The organism is Maritimibacter sp. DP1N21-5 (assembly GCF_019218295.1).
GTDB lineage: Bacteria > Pseudomonadota > Alphaproteobacteria > Rhodobacterales > Rhodobacteraceae > Maritimibacter.
Genome location: NZ_JAHUZF010000004.1, coordinates 234401 through 247314, shown reverse-complemented (window position 1 = coordinate 247314; position 12914 = coordinate 234401). Strand labels below are relative to the sequence as shown.

Annotated in this window: 19 protein-coding genes; 12 read left to right on the top strand and 7 right to left on the bottom strand. The window is 64.7% G+C overall.

Going from position 1 to position 12914, the window contains the following annotated elements:
- Position 1: 1 nt before the first annotated feature.
- Positions 2 to 223: a DUF6732 family protein gene (locus KJP29_RS05690; protein ID WP_218462599.1), complete on the bottom strand. Its 222-nt coding sequence runs from the start codon at positions 221 to 223 to the stop codon at positions 2 to 4.
- Positions 224 to 512: 289 nt separating this feature from the next.
- Here KJP29_RS05690 and KJP29_RS05685 point away from each other — a divergent pair, with 289 nt between their 5' ends.
- On the top strand, positions 513 to 1508 hold the full coding sequence (locus KJP29_RS05685; RefSeq protein WP_218462598.1) for a glutathione S-transferase family protein: 996 nt from the start codon (positions 513 to 515) through the stop codon (positions 1506 to 1508).
- Positions 1509 to 1599: 91 nt separating this feature from the next.
- Complete coding sequence (locus KJP29_RS05680; protein WP_218462597.1) at positions 1600 to 1836, top strand: GlsB/YeaQ/YmgE family stress response membrane protein; 237 nt, start codon at positions 1600 to 1602, stop codon at positions 1834 to 1836.
- Here KJP29_RS05680 and rnhA read toward each other — a convergent pair whose 3' ends face one another.
- From rnhA to KJP29_RS05650, 6 genes are all read right to left on the bottom strand, one after another.
- Positions 1837 to 2286: a ribonuclease HI gene (rnhA, locus tag KJP29_RS05675; RefSeq protein ID WP_218462596.1), complete on the bottom strand. Its 450-nt coding sequence runs from the start codon at positions 2284 to 2286 to the stop codon at positions 1837 to 1839. It abuts the gene before it with no gap.
- Complete coding sequence (locus KJP29_RS05670; protein ID WP_370630838.1) at positions 2279 to 2881, bottom strand: class I SAM-dependent methyltransferase; 603 nt, start codon at positions 2879 to 2881, stop codon at positions 2279 to 2281. The genes rnhA and KJP29_RS05670 overlap by 8 nt, the downstream gene beginning before the upstream one ends.
- A complete protein-coding gene (locus tag KJP29_RS05665) occupies positions 2878 to 3327 on the bottom strand; it encodes a DUF3429 domain-containing protein (protein WP_218462595.1) in 450 nt (149 codons plus the stop codon). The genes KJP29_RS05670 and KJP29_RS05665 overlap by 4 nt, the downstream gene beginning before the upstream one ends.
- On the bottom strand, positions 3324 to 3917 hold the full coding sequence (locus KJP29_RS05660; protein WP_218462594.1) for a class I SAM-dependent methyltransferase: 594 nt from the start codon (positions 3915 to 3917) through the stop codon (positions 3324 to 3326). Before KJP29_RS05660 ends, KJP29_RS05665 begins: the two co-directional genes overlap by 4 nt.
- A gap of 13 nt (positions 3918 to 3930) precedes the next feature.
- Positions 3931 to 4881 (bottom strand): 4-hydroxy-3-methylbut-2-enyl diphosphate reductase, encoded by a 951-nt coding sequence (ispH, locus tag KJP29_RS05655; protein WP_218462593.1) that lies wholly within the window; start codon positions 4879 to 4881, stop codon positions 3931 to 3933.
- A 172-nt stretch (positions 4882 to 5053) separates the two neighbouring features.
- Complete coding sequence (locus KJP29_RS05650; protein ID WP_218462592.1) at positions 5054 to 5635, bottom strand: NYN domain-containing protein; 582 nt, start codon at positions 5633 to 5635, stop codon at positions 5054 to 5056.
- 101 nt (positions 5636 to 5736) lie between these two features.
- On the opposite strand from KJP29_RS05650, the gene folK reads away from it, so the two are divergent.
- The 10 genes from folK to acpS all read left to right on the top strand — a co-directional run bounded on the left by folK (position 5737) and on the right by acpS (position 12908).
- The gene (gene folK / locus KJP29_RS05645; protein WP_218462591.1) at positions 5737 to 6333 is read left to right on the top strand and encodes a 2-amino-4-hydroxy-6-hydroxymethyldihydropteridine diphosphokinase; all 597 of its coding nucleotides are present in this window, start codon (positions 5737 to 5739) and stop codon (positions 6331 to 6333) included.
- A gap of 169 nt (positions 6334 to 6502) precedes the next feature.
- Positions 6503 to 6859 (top strand): DNA-directed RNA polymerase subunit omega, encoded by a 357-nt coding sequence (gene rpoZ, locus KJP29_RS05640; RefSeq protein WP_218462590.1) that lies wholly within the window; start codon positions 6503 to 6505, stop codon positions 6857 to 6859.
- 34 nt (positions 6860 to 6893) lie between these two features.
- A complete protein-coding gene (locus KJP29_RS05635; protein ID WP_218462589.1) occupies positions 6894 to 9017 on the top strand; it encodes a bifunctional (p)ppGpp synthetase/guanosine-3',5'-bis(diphosphate) 3'-pyrophosphohydrolase in 2124 nt (707 codons plus the stop codon).
- 15 nt (positions 9018 to 9032) lie between these two features.
- Entirely contained in the window at positions 9033 to 9683 is a 651-nt protein-coding gene (locus tag KJP29_RS05630) for a DUF2062 domain-containing protein (protein ID WP_218462588.1), read from the top strand.
- Entirely contained in the window at positions 9680 to 10447 is a 768-nt protein-coding gene (locus tag KJP29_RS05625; RefSeq protein ID WP_218462587.1) for a pyridoxine 5'-phosphate synthase, read from the top strand. The genes KJP29_RS05630 and KJP29_RS05625 overlap by 4 nt, the downstream gene beginning before the upstream one ends.
- Entirely contained in the window at positions 10444 to 11070 is a 627-nt protein-coding gene (locus tag KJP29_RS05620) for a LysE family translocator (protein ID WP_218462586.1), read from the top strand. The genes KJP29_RS05625 and KJP29_RS05620 overlap by 4 nt, the downstream gene beginning before the upstream one ends.
- Positions 11067 to 11519, top strand: coding sequence for a hypothetical protein (locus KJP29_RS05615; protein WP_218462585.1), 453 nt, complete (start codon positions 11067 to 11069; stop codon positions 11517 to 11519). The genes KJP29_RS05620 and KJP29_RS05615 overlap by 4 nt, the downstream gene beginning before the upstream one ends.
- A 34-nt stretch (positions 11520 to 11553) precedes the next feature.
- A complete protein-coding gene (locus tag KJP29_RS05610; protein ID WP_218462584.1) occupies positions 11554 to 12003 on the top strand; it encodes a hypothetical protein in 450 nt (149 codons plus the stop codon).
- Positions 12004 to 12100: 97 nt separating this feature from the next.
- Positions 12101 to 12493: an ABZJ_00895 family protein gene (locus tag KJP29_RS05605; protein ID WP_218462583.1), complete on the top strand. Its 393-nt coding sequence runs from the start codon at positions 12101 to 12103 to the stop codon at positions 12491 to 12493.
- A gap of 13 nt (positions 12494 to 12506) precedes the next feature.
- Positions 12507 to 12908: a holo-ACP synthase gene (gene acpS / locus KJP29_RS05600; RefSeq protein ID WP_218462582.1), complete on the top strand. Its 402-nt coding sequence runs from the start codon at positions 12507 to 12509 to the stop codon at positions 12906 to 12908.
- The last annotated feature ends 6 nt before the right edge of the window (positions 12909 to 12914 follow it).

Genomic DNA, 12914 nt, shown 5'->3' with positions numbered 1-12914 from the left:
TTCAGGCCTCCTGCGGTTCGGCGGTCTCTGCTTCGTCCGCCGCCGTGTCTTCAACCTTCTTGCCCCGTCCCCGCAGCGCGCCCCAGACGGCGACGCCGATGGCCACACCAATGGCGACTCCGGCGACCCAGTGGTCGTGACCGGCCGCATCGGCCAGATGCCCGGGATGCGCCAGCGCCATGCCGGGCAACAAAAGCAGGAGAGCGGCAATGGTGAACTTCATCGTGGTCCTCGCGTGGCTTGGACCGGAACGGAAGAGGGCGCGGCAGCTTCGCCGACGACGGCCTGCGAGGATCCCCGATTGGGTCGATCCGAAAAGCCCACCTCTCCGGCCCCGGTCGGGGCATCGTCGCGACAGGGCATACAGGAACCGTTGGCGCGGGTAAATGCGCCATGCGACGCCTGGGGAGAGACCCGCGACATGTGTCAGGGCGCACAGGTCATGCGCCCACTGAACCAATTCGCACAGCGTCGCGTTTTCCCTATGTTGGGAGGCAACGAAGGAGGACCCGATGGGCTATCTCGAGAACGGCGACTGGAACACGAACTGGTATGACACCAAGGCGCATGGCGGCAAATTCGTGCGCTCCACCACAAAGTTTCGCAACTGGGTTACGCCGGACGGCGCGCCCGGCCCCTCGGGGGATGGCGGCTTCGCGGCGGAAAGGGGGCGGTATCACCTCTACGTCTCCTTTGCCTGCCCCTGGGCCCATCGCACGCTCGTGTTCCGCACGCTGAAGGCGCTTCAGGACCATATCGACGTGTCTGTGGTGCACCCGGACATGCTTGAAGACGGCTGGACCTTCGACACCGACTTCGTCGGCGCAACCGGGGACAAGCTCTTCGGCAAACGCTTCATGCGCGAGATCTATACCGAGGCAGACCCGAAGATTTCCGGCCGGGTCACGGTGCCCGTCCTTTGGGACAAGAAGACCGGCACCATCGTCTCAAACGAATCGGCCGAGATCATCCGGATGTTCAACTCGGCCTTCGACGGGATCACCGGGGACACACAGGATTTCTGGCCAGAGGCGCTGCGCGGAGAGATAGAAGAGGTCAACGACCGGGTCTATGACGAGGTCAACAACGGCGTCTACAAGGCCGGCTTCGCCACCACGCAGGAGGCCTATGACGAGGCGGTGGTCACGCTGTTCCATGCCCTCGACTGGCTGGAAGAGCGGCTCTCGGGTCAGCGCTATCTGGTGCGCGACAGGATCACGGAAGCTGACTGGCGGCTCTTCACGACGCTGGTGCGCTTCGATCCGGTCTATCACACGCATTTCAAGTGCAACCGGAAATGGCTTCGCGAATACCCGAACCTCTGGGCCTATACCCGCGAGCTATATCAATGGCCGGGTGTGGCCAACACGGTGCACCCGGACCATTACGTGCGGCACTACCACTACAGCCACGACATGGTGAACCCGAACCGGATCATCCCGATCAACCCGGTGATCGACTGGGACGAGCCGCATGGGCGGGACAAGGCCTTTCCGGTCGCGGCCTAGTCCTTCCGTTTGACGCTGACGCGGCATCGCCAAGGCATTCATGACGCAGTGGAGGGATTGAGCGCGCTGGCGGGATGACCATATTGAACGCATGGCAGTCACGCTTCTCATCATCATCGGGGCCGCCGCGGGCTTCATCGCCACGCGGATCATGAAGGTCGATACCAACGTGATCGTCACCGTGGGTGTCGGGGTGCTGGGCGCGTTGATCGGGGGGCTATTGCTCAGGGCGCTGGTGACCGTGGCCGCCGTGGCCTTCGGCTTCATCGGGGCCGTTCTGGGGGCTGTGTTCCTGATCTGGTTCTGGCAGACCTACCTGGGCAAGTAGTTACTTGAAGGGCTTCATGCCTTCGCGGGCCAGTTCGTCGGCGCGTTCGTTTTCCGCGTGGCCGGCGTGGCCCTTGATCCACTTCCAAGTGACCTGATGGCGCTTCGTCGCCTCTTCCAGCCTTTGCCAAAGCTCGACGTTCTTCACCGGCTTGTTACCCGAGGCACGCCAGCCGTTGCGTTTCCAGCCGTGGATCCAACCCGTGATCCCGTTCTTCACGTAGGCGCTGTCGGTCACGATGGTGATGGTCGCGGGCCGCTCCAACGTTTCGAGCGCCATGATCGCGGCCATCAGCTCCATCCGGTTGTTGGTCGTCGCCGCTTCGCCGCCCGAGAGGGTGCGTTCCTTGACCACCGTGACGCCGTCCTTGGCCTGCATGAGCACGCCCCAGCCCCCCGGGCCGGGATTGCCGGAACAGGCGCCGTCGGTATGTGCGACGAGATCAACCATCGGAATGCGCTTTCGTCGCCTGCACCCAGATCCAGGGCGACGCTTCACCGGAAAGGCCCTTGCCGGTTCCCTCGCAGCGGGCAGTGGGCGTGAAGCCGGAGGTGGTCAGATGTCGCAGGAGTTCGTCCTCATCGTAATAGGTGTAGAACCGCCCGAGGGCGTCACGGCCTTCCCCTTCGCCCAGTTTCATGCCGATGTGCAAGAGGCCAGCGGGTTTCAAGGCACGGGCGAGCGCTGCGAGGTGGTCGGGAAAATCCGCGCGCGGCGCATGAAGGAGCGAGAAGTTGCCCCAGATGCCGTCGTAGAGACCGCTCCCGTCTATCTGGGCGAAGGTCGATTGTCGCGCGGGCACGCCGATCTCCTGCGCCGCGCGGACCATTGCCGCACTTGCGTCCACCGCGTCCACATCGAGGCCCGCGTCCATCATCCTGCGGGCATCGAGCCCCGGACCGCAGCCGAGGTCGAGCACGACTCCGGGGCGCGGCAGGCGATCCAAGAACCCGTCGAGGCCCGGCGTATTCCACGCAGAGACCATCCGGGCATAATCCCCCGTGCGGGCGTCGTAGACGGCCAGTGTTTCGGCGTCTGCGCTCACGACAGGAAGCTGGGCGCGGCCACGATATGACCGATGACGAGGCAGGGCACGACCACGGCGGTCAGTATCAGGCGCAGCCGCATCCACCAAAGCGGCGCAAGCCCGGCGCGCGTGCAGGCGTAGTCGATGGGAAGGAGCACGACGAACCCCACGGCGGCCGAGAGAAGGGCGGTATCTTCGAGGATGAAGAAGAAGGCCCAGAGCGCCGGGATGACCGACAGGATATAGAGCGTCGCGGCCTGTTTGCCCGTGGCGTTCGTCGCAAAGCCCCAGATCACGCCCGACATGAAGGGCAGGATCACCATCGCGTAATCGGCGAGAAGCGGCCAACCCTGCCAGTAGTCGTCGAGCCCGTCGATCCGCTCGAAACTCGTGATCAGCCCCCAGACGAAGGGGATCAGCCCGGCCAAGCCCAGAAGAAGCGGGGTGCGGGGAATGCCGATCATGGGCCTCTCCTCGCGCGGATGCGGATCACGGGATGGTTGCCAAGCGCGCCGGATTTCACATCCGTCTCGGACGCGAGAATGTCGAAATCGCCGAGCAAGGCGGTGAGCTCGGCTTCGGTCACATAGGTATAGGCCCGCTGCAGGCTGTCGCGCTCTTCGCCGCTTCCGAGGATCATGGACAGATGGAGCACGCCGTTGGGTTTCAGCGCCGTGTGCAGCCGGGCGATATGGGCGGGCAAGGTCGCACGCGGGGCATGAACGAGCGCGAAGTTGGCCCAGATTCCGTTGTAAGTGGCGGTGGCACGCAGATCATCGAACGAGGCCTCCAGAAATGCCGCGTCGGGGGCAAGACGGCGCGCGACCGACAAAAGCCCGCGCGACGCATCAAGCCCGGTCACACGAAACCCGGCCCAGCTCATCTGCGCGGTAGCGATCCCATGGCCACAGCCGAAATCGAGCACCTGCGCGCCTTCGGGCAAGAGGGCCATGAAGGCGGCCAGCGCCGGCGAGGGCGGTCCTTCGGCGGTGACATCCGTCATCCGTGCGGCTGCCGTATTGTAGAAGGCGATGGTGTCCGGGTCAGGACGCACGCGGAGGCCCGCCTCAGGCGGGTTCGCGCAGCACGCGCGGCACCTTGAACTCGACGTTCTCGACGGCGGTTTCCACCACGTCCAGCGTCACGTCGTAACGGTCGCGAAAGGCGTCGATCACCTCCTGGATGAGCACGTCCGGGGCCGAGGCACCCGCCGTCACGCCAATCGCGCGGGCACCCTCGAGCGCGCGCCAGTCGATTTCATCCGCGCGGCCGACAAGCTGGGAATAGGCACAGCCCTGCCCCCGCGCGACCTCGACCAGACGGCGGGAGTTGGACGAGTTTGGCGCCCCGATCACCAGCAGCGCATCGACCTTGGGCGCGACGGCCTTGACCGCTTCCTGCCGGTTGGTGGTGGCGTAACAGATGTCTTCCTTGTGTGGGCCGATGATCGCCGGGAACCGGGCCTTCAGCGCCGCGACGATGTCGATGGTGTCATCGACCGAGAGCGTCGTCTGGGTGATGAAGGCAAGTTGCTCGGGGTCGCGCGGCGTGATCCTGGCGACATCCGCGACCGTCTCCACAAGCAGAACCTCGCCCTCGGGCAGTTGCCCCATGGTGCCGATGGTTTCGGGGTGACCTTCATGGCCGATCATCACCATCTGAAGCCCATTGGCGTGGTGACGTTCGGCTTCGATATGCACCTTGGACACCAGCGGACAGGTCGCATCGACATAGACCATTTCGCGCCGCGCCGCTTCGGCAGGCACCGCTTTCGGCACGCCGTGGGCGGAGAAGATCACCGGACGGTCCGGCGGACATTCGTCCAGTTCCTCGACAAAGACCGCACCCTGCGCGCGCAGGCTGTCCACGACGAACTTGTTGTGCACGATCTCGTGGCGGACATAGATCGGCGCACCCCATTTCTCGATCGCCATTTCGACGATCTTGATGGCCCGGTCCACACCGGCGCAGAAACCGCGCGGGGCAGCGAGATACAGGTTCAGGGGCTGTTTGGTCATGGCGTTCGCGGCGCTCCTTGGTCCGCTCCACACCTAATGGGCATGTGGCGTGAGGTCCAGTGGGCCAGCCCTCATCTTTCCATGAGCAGTCCCCGGTCCTCGTCGGGAACAGGTCCGACGAAAAAGGGCCCGGCAATGCGCCGGGCCCTTCGCTTGTCTCTGACCGGATGCCTCAGGCGTCCGCGTCTTCGTTCGCCGTGTTGTCAACGCGCTCGGGCCGATCTTCACGCGGAGGACGCCCAATGACTTCGCGCAGCTCGTCGAGCTCGATGAAGTTGTCAGCCTGACGGCGCAGTTCGTCCGCGATCATGGGCGGCTGGCTACGGATCGTCGAGACGACCGAAACACGCACGCCCTTGCGTTGCAGCCCTTCGACGAGCGGCCGAAAATCGCCGTCGCCGGAGAACAGCACGATATGATCGACATGCGGGGCGATCTCCATGGCATCGACGGTCAGTTCGATGTCCATGTTGCCCTTCACCTTGCGACGCCCCATGGAGTCCGTGAACTCCTTGGCCGGTTTCGTCACCATGGTGAACCCGTTGTAGTGGAGCCAGTCCACCAGCGGACGGATCGGCGAATAGTCGTCGTTCTCGAGCAAGGCCGTGTAGTAGAAGGCGCGCAGCAATTTGCCGCGGCGCATGAACTCCTGCCGGAGGAGCTTGTAGTCGATGTCGAAGCCAAGCGACTTCGCCGCTGCATAAAGGTTCGAACCATCAATGAACAGCGCAAGCCGTTCGTCCTTGTAGAACATAATCCATCCTTCCGAATTGTGTTCGCCGTGAGTGCCGTGAGTGGTAAGTGCGAAAAAAGCGGGCGCGGCGAATCTGCGGGGCAAAATAGGGTGTCGAAACCATGTCGCAAGCAAACAATACCGGTTTACCTAGGGACAACATCCTTGTTTGCCTTGGGAGTAACGCAACGTCGCCCGCGGGGGGGCCGGAAGCAACGGTGCGCGCGGCGATTTCCTCGCTCGATACCGGGCCAATAAAGGTCCTCGCCCGGTCTCGTCTGTATCAGTCTCCTTTTGTCCCGAAGGGCACCCAGCCCGATGTGGTGAACGCCGTGGTCGCGGTCGAAACCGACCTGGACCCGGCGGCCCTTCTGGGCTGTCTGCACGATATCGAGGCCTCCTTTGACCGCACCCGCAGGGCACGATGGGAAAACCGGACACTCGATCTCGACCTCCTTACGTATAAAGAAAAAATCCTGCCTGACCAGTCCACGCTTCGTGAATGGGTCGAACTTCGCCCAGAACTTCAGCGACAACGCGCGCCCTCGGAACCTATCGTGCCGCACCCGAGAATGCAGGACCGCGCCTTCGTGCTCGTGCCCGCCGCCGACGTCGCGCCGGACTGGCGTCATCCACTCCTTGGTGCGTCCATCGCCGAGATGCTCGCGGCCCTTCCGCCAGAGGATGTGGCCGAGATCGTTTCATTGCAAACGACATAGGCCGACATCCGCCGATTCCACTCACGTACGAGAGCGGCGGAGCGGGCGGGACGGGTGTTTCACCACCTTTTCGGTCCCGGCTCGCGCGCATTCTGCCCTCGTTTTCCCTTGTGTTTCCTGTTGAACGGCCCTAGACAGCGCTTTCACACCAACAGCTTTGGAGTGCCCAATGGCCCGCGTGACGGTTGAAGACTGCGTTGACAAGGTTCCGAACCGGTTCGATCTGGTGATGCTTGCCGCCCATCGTGCGCGCGAGATTTCGTCGGGTGCCTCGATCACGGTCGACCGCGACAACGACAAGAACCCCGTTGTGGCGCTGCGCGAGATTGCGGACGAAACGCAAACTGCCGACGACCTGACCGAACGCATGATCGAGTCGAACCAGACCCAGATCGAAGTCGACGAGCCGGAAGACGACCAGATGGCCCTGCTCATGGGTCAGGAATCGGCCGACAAGCCCGACGACGACGACATGACGGACGAGAAACTCCTTCGTGCTCTCATGGAGGCACAGGGGCAGCGGTAATCCGACCCCCCGCTTGAGAATTTGGCGGACCTGAATGCCGGCACTTGATCCTGAAGAGCTCGTCGCGCAGGTCCGCGCCTACAACCCCAAGTCCAACTCGGACCTGATCCGCGCGGCCTTCGATTACGGGCGGCGCATGCATGAAGGGCAGACGCGCCAGTCGGGCGAGCCCTATTTCACGCATCCCGTCGCCGTCGCCCATATCCTGGCCGAGATGCGGCTCGACGACGCCACGATCATCACCGCGCTTCTGCACGACACGATCGAGGACACCGGCTCCACCTATACCGAGATCGCCAACAAGTTCGGGCCAGACGTGGCCGAGCTTGTCGACGGGGTGACCAAGCTTACAAACCTGCAGCTTTCCTCGACCGAGACGAAGCAGGCGGAGAACTTCCGCAAGCTCTTCATGGCGATGTCGAAGGATCTGCGCGTGATCCTCGTGAAGCTCGCCGACCGTTTGCACAACATGCGCACGATTCGCGCCATGCGACCCGAGAAACAGGCACAGAAGAGCCGCGAGACGATGGACATCTTCGCGCCGCTCGCAGGCCGGATGGGGATGCAGTGGATGCGCGAGGAACTCGAAGACCTCGCCTTCCACGTCCTCAATCCCGATGCGCGCTCGTCGATCATCCGGCGCTTCATCCGGCTGCAAAAGGAATCGGGCGACGTCATCAACAAGATCACGACCGACATCCGCAAGGAACTCGACCGCGCCCAGATCGAGGCGCAGGTCTTCGGTCGCGCCAAGAAACCCTATTCGATCTGGCGCAAGATGCAGGAGAAGGACCAGAGCTTCTCGCGTCTGTCCGACACCTATGGTTTCCGCGTGATCACCGAGAGCGAGGCCGATTGCTACCGCGTTCTGGGCGCCGTCCACCAGCGCTGGCGCGCCGTGCCGGGGCGGTTCAAGGACTACATCAGCCAGCCCAAGTCGAACGGTTACCGCTCGATCCACACCACTGTGTCGGGCCGCGACGGCAAGCGCGTGGAAATCCAGATCCGCACCCGCCAGATGCACGAGGTCGCCGAAGCGGGCGTTGCCGCGCATTGGTCCTACAAGGACGGGGTAAAGAGCGAGAACCCCTTCGCCGTCGATCCCGCGAAATGGATCGCGACGCTGACCGAGCGCTTCGAGAACGCCGAGGATCACGACGAGTTTCTCGAGAACGTGAAGCTCGAGATGTATACCGACCAGGTGTTCTGCTTCACGCCCAAGGGCGAAGTGGTGCAATTGCCGCGTGGCGCCACGCCGCTCGATTTCGCCTATGCCATTCACACCCGGATCGGCGACAGCTGCGTGGGCGCGCGCGTGGACAACATCCGCGTGCCGCTCTGGACCCGGATCAAGAACGGCCAGTCGGTGGAGATCATTACCGCCGAAGGGCAAAGCCCGCAGGCCACGTGGCTCGACATCGTCGTCACCGGCCGCGCCAAGAGCGCGATCCGGCGGCGTCTGCGGGAAGAGGACCGGGAGCGGTTCATCAAGCTCGGTCGCGAACTGGCGCGGGTCGCCTTCGACCACGTCGGGCGCAAGGCCACCGACAAGGCGCTCGAAACCGCAGCGAAACAGCTTTCGCTCGGCGGGCCCGACGATCTTCTGGCTCGGCTCGGGTCGGCCGATCTTGCCGCCCGCGACGTGGTGGCGATCCTCTATCCCGACGCGATTGACCCGGGCACCACGATCACCCAGGACCGCGCGGTCATCGGCCTCGAACCTGACCAGAGCTTCACCATCGCGGCCTGTTGCCAGCCGGTCCCGGGCGAGCGCATCGTCGGCATCACCTATCGCGGGCGCGGGGTGGTCGTGCATTCCATCGATTGCCATGCGCTCGAAGAGCTGGCGGAGGATTCGAGCCGCTGGGTGGACGTGCACTGGCACTCCGGCAAACATGCCGCCGTCCATACGGTGACGCTCGAGTTGACGATTTCCAACGATGCAGGGGTCCTTGGACGAATCTGCACATTGATCGGCGAGCAGAAGGCCAATATCTCGGACCTGCACTTCATCGACCGGAAACCGGATTTCTTCCGGATCCGCGTCGATGTGGACCTGCGCGACATCGAGCATCTTCATGCGGTCATGCTGGTTCTCGAAGCCGAAACCGACGTTGCGGAAATCCGACGGCACAGGGACCTGAGCCGCGCACCCTAGGAAAGGAGGGCGAGCTTGTTCAAACGCAAACCGCGCTCCTACCTTCAGTCGCTTGGCGATCTGGTTTATCCGCGCGGCGGATGGCTGCGCGCGACGCGCTATGTGCTGCACCGCCTGCGCCGGCTTCCCGATCCCGCCGACCGCATCGCGCGGGGCGTGGCGGCGGGGGTCTTCGTGTGCTGGACCCCGCTCTTCGGGTTGCACTTCGTTCTGGCGGCGCTGATTTCGTGGGTGGTGCGCGGCAACTACCTCGCCGCGATCCTCGCCACGTTCGTCGGCAACCCGATCACCTTCCCGTTGATCGCCTCGATGTCGCTGCGCATCGGCAACCGGTTCCTGGGCCTGCCGATGCAGGACATAAGGCTGGCCTATGTCTTCGACGCCTTCGCGCGCGCGAGCTATGACATCTGGCACAACTTCATGTCGATCTTCACCCATCACACCGCAGAGTGGTCGGGGCTCGCCCTGTTCTTCGATCGGGTCTTCCTGCCTTACCTGGTGGGTGGGATCCTCCCCGGCATCGCAACCGCAATGGTCGCTTTCGGGCTGTCAAAACCGGTCCTGACGACCTACCAGAAGCAAAGGGTGAAACGCATCCGCAAGAAATACGACAAGCGCATGGCGGAACGCGCCGCGCAACAGGCACGGGGGGACAAAGCGGAATGACCGGGAAACTTCGACTGGGCGTGAACATCGACCACGTGGCCACCGTGCGCAACGCGCGCGGCTCTGCCTATCCCGACCCGGTGCGGGCGGCGAAACTGGCGGAAGAGGCCGGGGCCGACGGTATCACCGCGCATCTGCGCGAAGACCGGCGCCATATCTCGGACGTAGACATCGACCGGCTGATGGCGGAACTGTCGCTGCCCCTGAACTTTGAAATGGCCGCCACGGACGAGATGCAGGCCATCGCGCTCCGTCACAAGCCCCACGCCGTCTGCATCGTGCCCGAGAAGCGGCAGGAGGTGACGACCGAAGGCGGTCTGGAGGTGGCCAAGCAGGAAAACCGCCTCGCCCATTTCATCGCGCCCTTGCGGGACGCGGGTTGCCGCGTGTCGATCTTCATCGCCGCCGATCGCGCCCAGATCGAGGCCGCCGCGCGGATCGGAGCCGCCGTGGTCGAACTTCACACCGGCGCCTATTGTGACCACCACGCCGCGGGTGATTTCGCCGCGCGGGATGCCGAGCTGGAGCGTCTGCGCGACATGGCGGCCTTCGCCCATTCGATGGGGCTAGAGGTTCACGCGGGCCACGGGCTGACCTATGACACCGTCAAACCGGTCGCGGCCTTTCCCGAGGTCATGGAGCTGAACATCGGGCATTTTCTGATCGGCGAGGCGATCTTCCGGGGACTTCCGGAAAGCATCCGCGAAATGCGCCGCCTGATGGACGAGGCGCGGGCCGAGGCTCAAGACGGAGCGCGCCGGTGACGCTGACCGAACTTGCCCCCATCCTCGTCGTCTGGGCGGTGGGCGTGGCCTCGCCCGGCCCCGCGATCCTGACGCTCATCTCGACGGCCCTAGGTGCCGGCCGCCGGGCGGCCCTTGGCGTGGCGCTCGGCATCATGTGCGGCTCGGCGTTCTGGGCGATCTCGGCGGGCCTGGGCCTCGGCGCCGTCATGATGGCCAACGCTTGGTCGATCGAGATCCTGCGCTATGCGGGCGCGGCCTATCTCCTGTTCCTCGCGGTCAAGTCCGCCCGCAACGCGCTTCGCCCCGGGGCGAAGGCGCTCCAGCCAGCGACCGAGCCGATCCGCTTCGCGCGCGGCTGGCGCAAGGGCGCGCTCGTCCACCTCACCAATCCCAAAGCAGTGTTCTTCTGGGGCTCGCTCTATGCCGTGGTCCTGTCGCCCACCGCTCCCGTGACAGATATCATCGAGGTCGGCTTTGGCTGCATGACGGTCTCAAGCCTCGTCGTCTTCACCTATGCGTTCATTTTCTCGTCGCCCCGGATCGCGGGGCTTTACCTCTCGGCGCGCCGCTGGTTCGAGGGCGCCTTTGCCGGTCTCTTCGGCTTCGCCGCCGTCTCGGTCCTGCTCGTGAGGGCCACATGATCCGCCTGGCCGCCGCCCTCGCCCTCCTGACCGCGCCCGCCCTCGCCCAGACCGTCACCGACTGCGCGCAAGAGGTCGACCTGCGCCTGATCGCCGAACCTTGGGACAGTGCCACCCGCGCCTTTCCCGAGGGCGACATCCGCGTGGTGCTGCTCGACACTCGAGACCCCGCGCCGGTTCCGTTCCGGCTCCTGATCCTGTCGCCGCCTTACAACGATGACGGCACGCGCCAGTGCAAGGTCATCTCGGGCGCCGAGGACTGGGGTTATGCGAACATGGACCTGGCCGCCCATGACGCGGCCTTCGATCCGGACACCGGGCTGCTCTTTTCTCTGCCGGTCACGATCTGGCGCGCGGCGGATGAGACGACCGGCCCGGCGACGCTGTCCTTCTCGCTCAACGCGGGCAGCGGCGAAATCGCGACGAACTTGGATTTGCCGGGCGAATAGGCCAATCTCCCCCGGCAACCGCCCCGGAGTCCCCATGCGCCCCATCTTCGCCACCCTCCTCGCCCTTTTTCCGCTCGCCGCCTCCGCTCAGGACGTGGTCGACTGTGACTGGCAGGCGCGGGCCGACAACATCGCCGAGCCCTGGAGCGAGAATGCCGCGCTCTTCTCGAACGGCGCTGTGCGGATCGCCAAGCTCGACACCATCGAGCCCGCGATGGGCGGCTTTCACCTGCTCGTGCTGTCGCCACCCCATGACGAACTGGGTTTTCGCCAGTGCAAGGTGATCACATGGGAAGAGACCCTCGGTTTCGCCGCGCTCGATTTCCCGGCGCTCGAAGCGGCCTATGATCCTGCGGTCGGGCTCATGTTCACGATCCCCGCCCGCGTGGCGACAGGCGAAGGCACCACCGCCGCGCTCCTCAGGTTCTCGCTCAATCAGGCAACCGGCGCGATCACGCCTCGGCTCGACCTTCGCACCGAGTGACCCACCGCGCGTCGGCGGTGAAGGTCTCCCCCTCCCCCGCATTGCCAAGCCCGCGCCCCCCGATTAGGGTCTCGCCGACAGAGGGAAAGGGCGAGACATGCAGATCAACTTCGCGCGTTATGCCGGCATCTATGCCCTTCTGACCGTGATCCTCGCGCTCGCGCCCCCGATGCTCGGCCTGCCCAGCGCGCTCGGCTTCGCCGCCGCCCTGCCGCCGCTGCTCGCCTCGGTCGTGGAAGGCAACGCCTATGCCCGAACAAAGGGCGGTCGACCCACCGGCCAGACCGCCCTGTTCGGCGCGGCCCGGATGACAGCGGTCGCATTGGGGGTGAACCTGCTTGTCGCCGGCCTCGTCAATGCCGCGATGCAGGGCCGGCTCATGTCCATGGCCGGAGAGCCGTCGCAGATCGCTCTCATGGCCGTGGGGCTCATCGTGATCCAGTTCGGCTTCAACCGGCTGGGCCTGCGTCTCGCGCCGCAGTCGGCCTGACCCGGCGGGCGCCATGATCCTCGGCATCGGCACCGATCTTGCCAATATCGACCGGATCGCGGGCGTGCTGGAACGGCATGGTGACCGCTTCCGCAACCGTGTCTTCACCGAGATCGAGCAGGCCAAGGCCGAACGCCGTGCCGATACGCCGGGCACCTATGCCAAACGCTGGGCCGCGAAAGAGGCCTGTTCCAAGGCGCTCGGCACCGGGCTACGCATGGGGATATCCTGGAAGGACATGGCGGTCTCGAACCTGCGCACGGGCCAGCCCGTCATGCACCTGACTGGCTGGGCCGCTGAACGGCTGGCTTCCATGACCCCGCCCGGTCACGAGGCCATCGTCCACGTCACCCTGACCGACGATCACCCCTGGGCGCAGGCTTTCGTGCTGATCGAGGCCCGCCCCATCGCCTAGCCGTAA

Bases quoted from the DNA above. Each gene is read 5' to 3' on its own strand.
- KJP29_RS05690 (WP_218462599.1), bottom strand. From the start codon at position 223: ATGAAGTTCACCATTGCCGCTCTCCTGCTTTTGTTGCCCGGCATGGCG.
- KJP29_RS05685 (WP_218462598.1), top strand. From the start codon at position 513: ATGGGCTATCTCGAGAACGGCGACTGGAACACGAACTGGTATGACACC.
- KJP29_RS05680 (WP_218462597.1), top strand. From the start codon at position 1,600: ATGGCAGTCACGCTTCTCATCATCATCGGGGCCGCCGCGGGCTTCATC.
- rnhA (WP_218462596.1), bottom strand. From the start codon at position 2,286: ATGGTTGATCTCGTCGCACATACCGACGGCGCCTGTTCCGGCAATCCC.
- KJP29_RS05665 (WP_218462595.1), bottom strand. From the start codon at position 3,327: ATGATCGGCATTCCCCGCACCCCGCTTCTTCTGGGCTTGGCCGGGCTG.
- ispH (WP_218462593.1), bottom strand. From the start codon at position 4,881: ATGACCAAACAGCCCCTGAACCTGTATCTCGCTGCCCCGCGCGGTTTC.
- KJP29_RS05650 (WP_218462592.1), bottom strand. From the start codon at position 5,635: ATGTTCTACAAGGACGAACGGCTTGCGCTGTTCATTGATGGTTCGAAC.
- folK (WP_218462591.1), top strand. From the start codon at position 5,737: ATGTCGCAAGCAAACAATACCGGTTTACCTAGGGACAACATCCTTGTT.
- rpoZ (WP_218462590.1), top strand. From the start codon at position 6,503: ATGGCCCGCGTGACGGTTGAAGACTGCGTTGACAAGGTTCCGAACCGG.
- KJP29_RS05635 (WP_218462589.1), top strand. From the start codon at position 6,894: ATGCCGGCACTTGATCCTGAAGAGCTCGTCGCGCAGGTCCGCGCCTAC.
- KJP29_RS05625 (WP_218462587.1), top strand. From the start codon at position 9,680: ATGACCGGGAAACTTCGACTGGGCGTGAACATCGACCACGTGGCCACC.
- KJP29_RS05615 (WP_218462585.1), top strand. From the start codon at position 11,067: ATGATCCGCCTGGCCGCCGCCCTCGCCCTCCTGACCGCGCCCGCCCTC.
- KJP29_RS05610 (WP_218462584.1), top strand. From the start codon at position 11,554: ATGCGCCCCATCTTCGCCACCCTCCTCGCCCTTTTTCCGCTCGCCGCC.
- KJP29_RS05605 (WP_218462583.1), top strand. From the start codon at position 12,101: ATGCAGATCAACTTCGCGCGTTATGCCGGCATCTATGCCCTTCTGACC.
- acpS (WP_218462582.1), top strand. From the start codon at position 12,507: ATGATCCTCGGCATCGGCACCGATCTTGCCAATATCGACCGGATCGCG.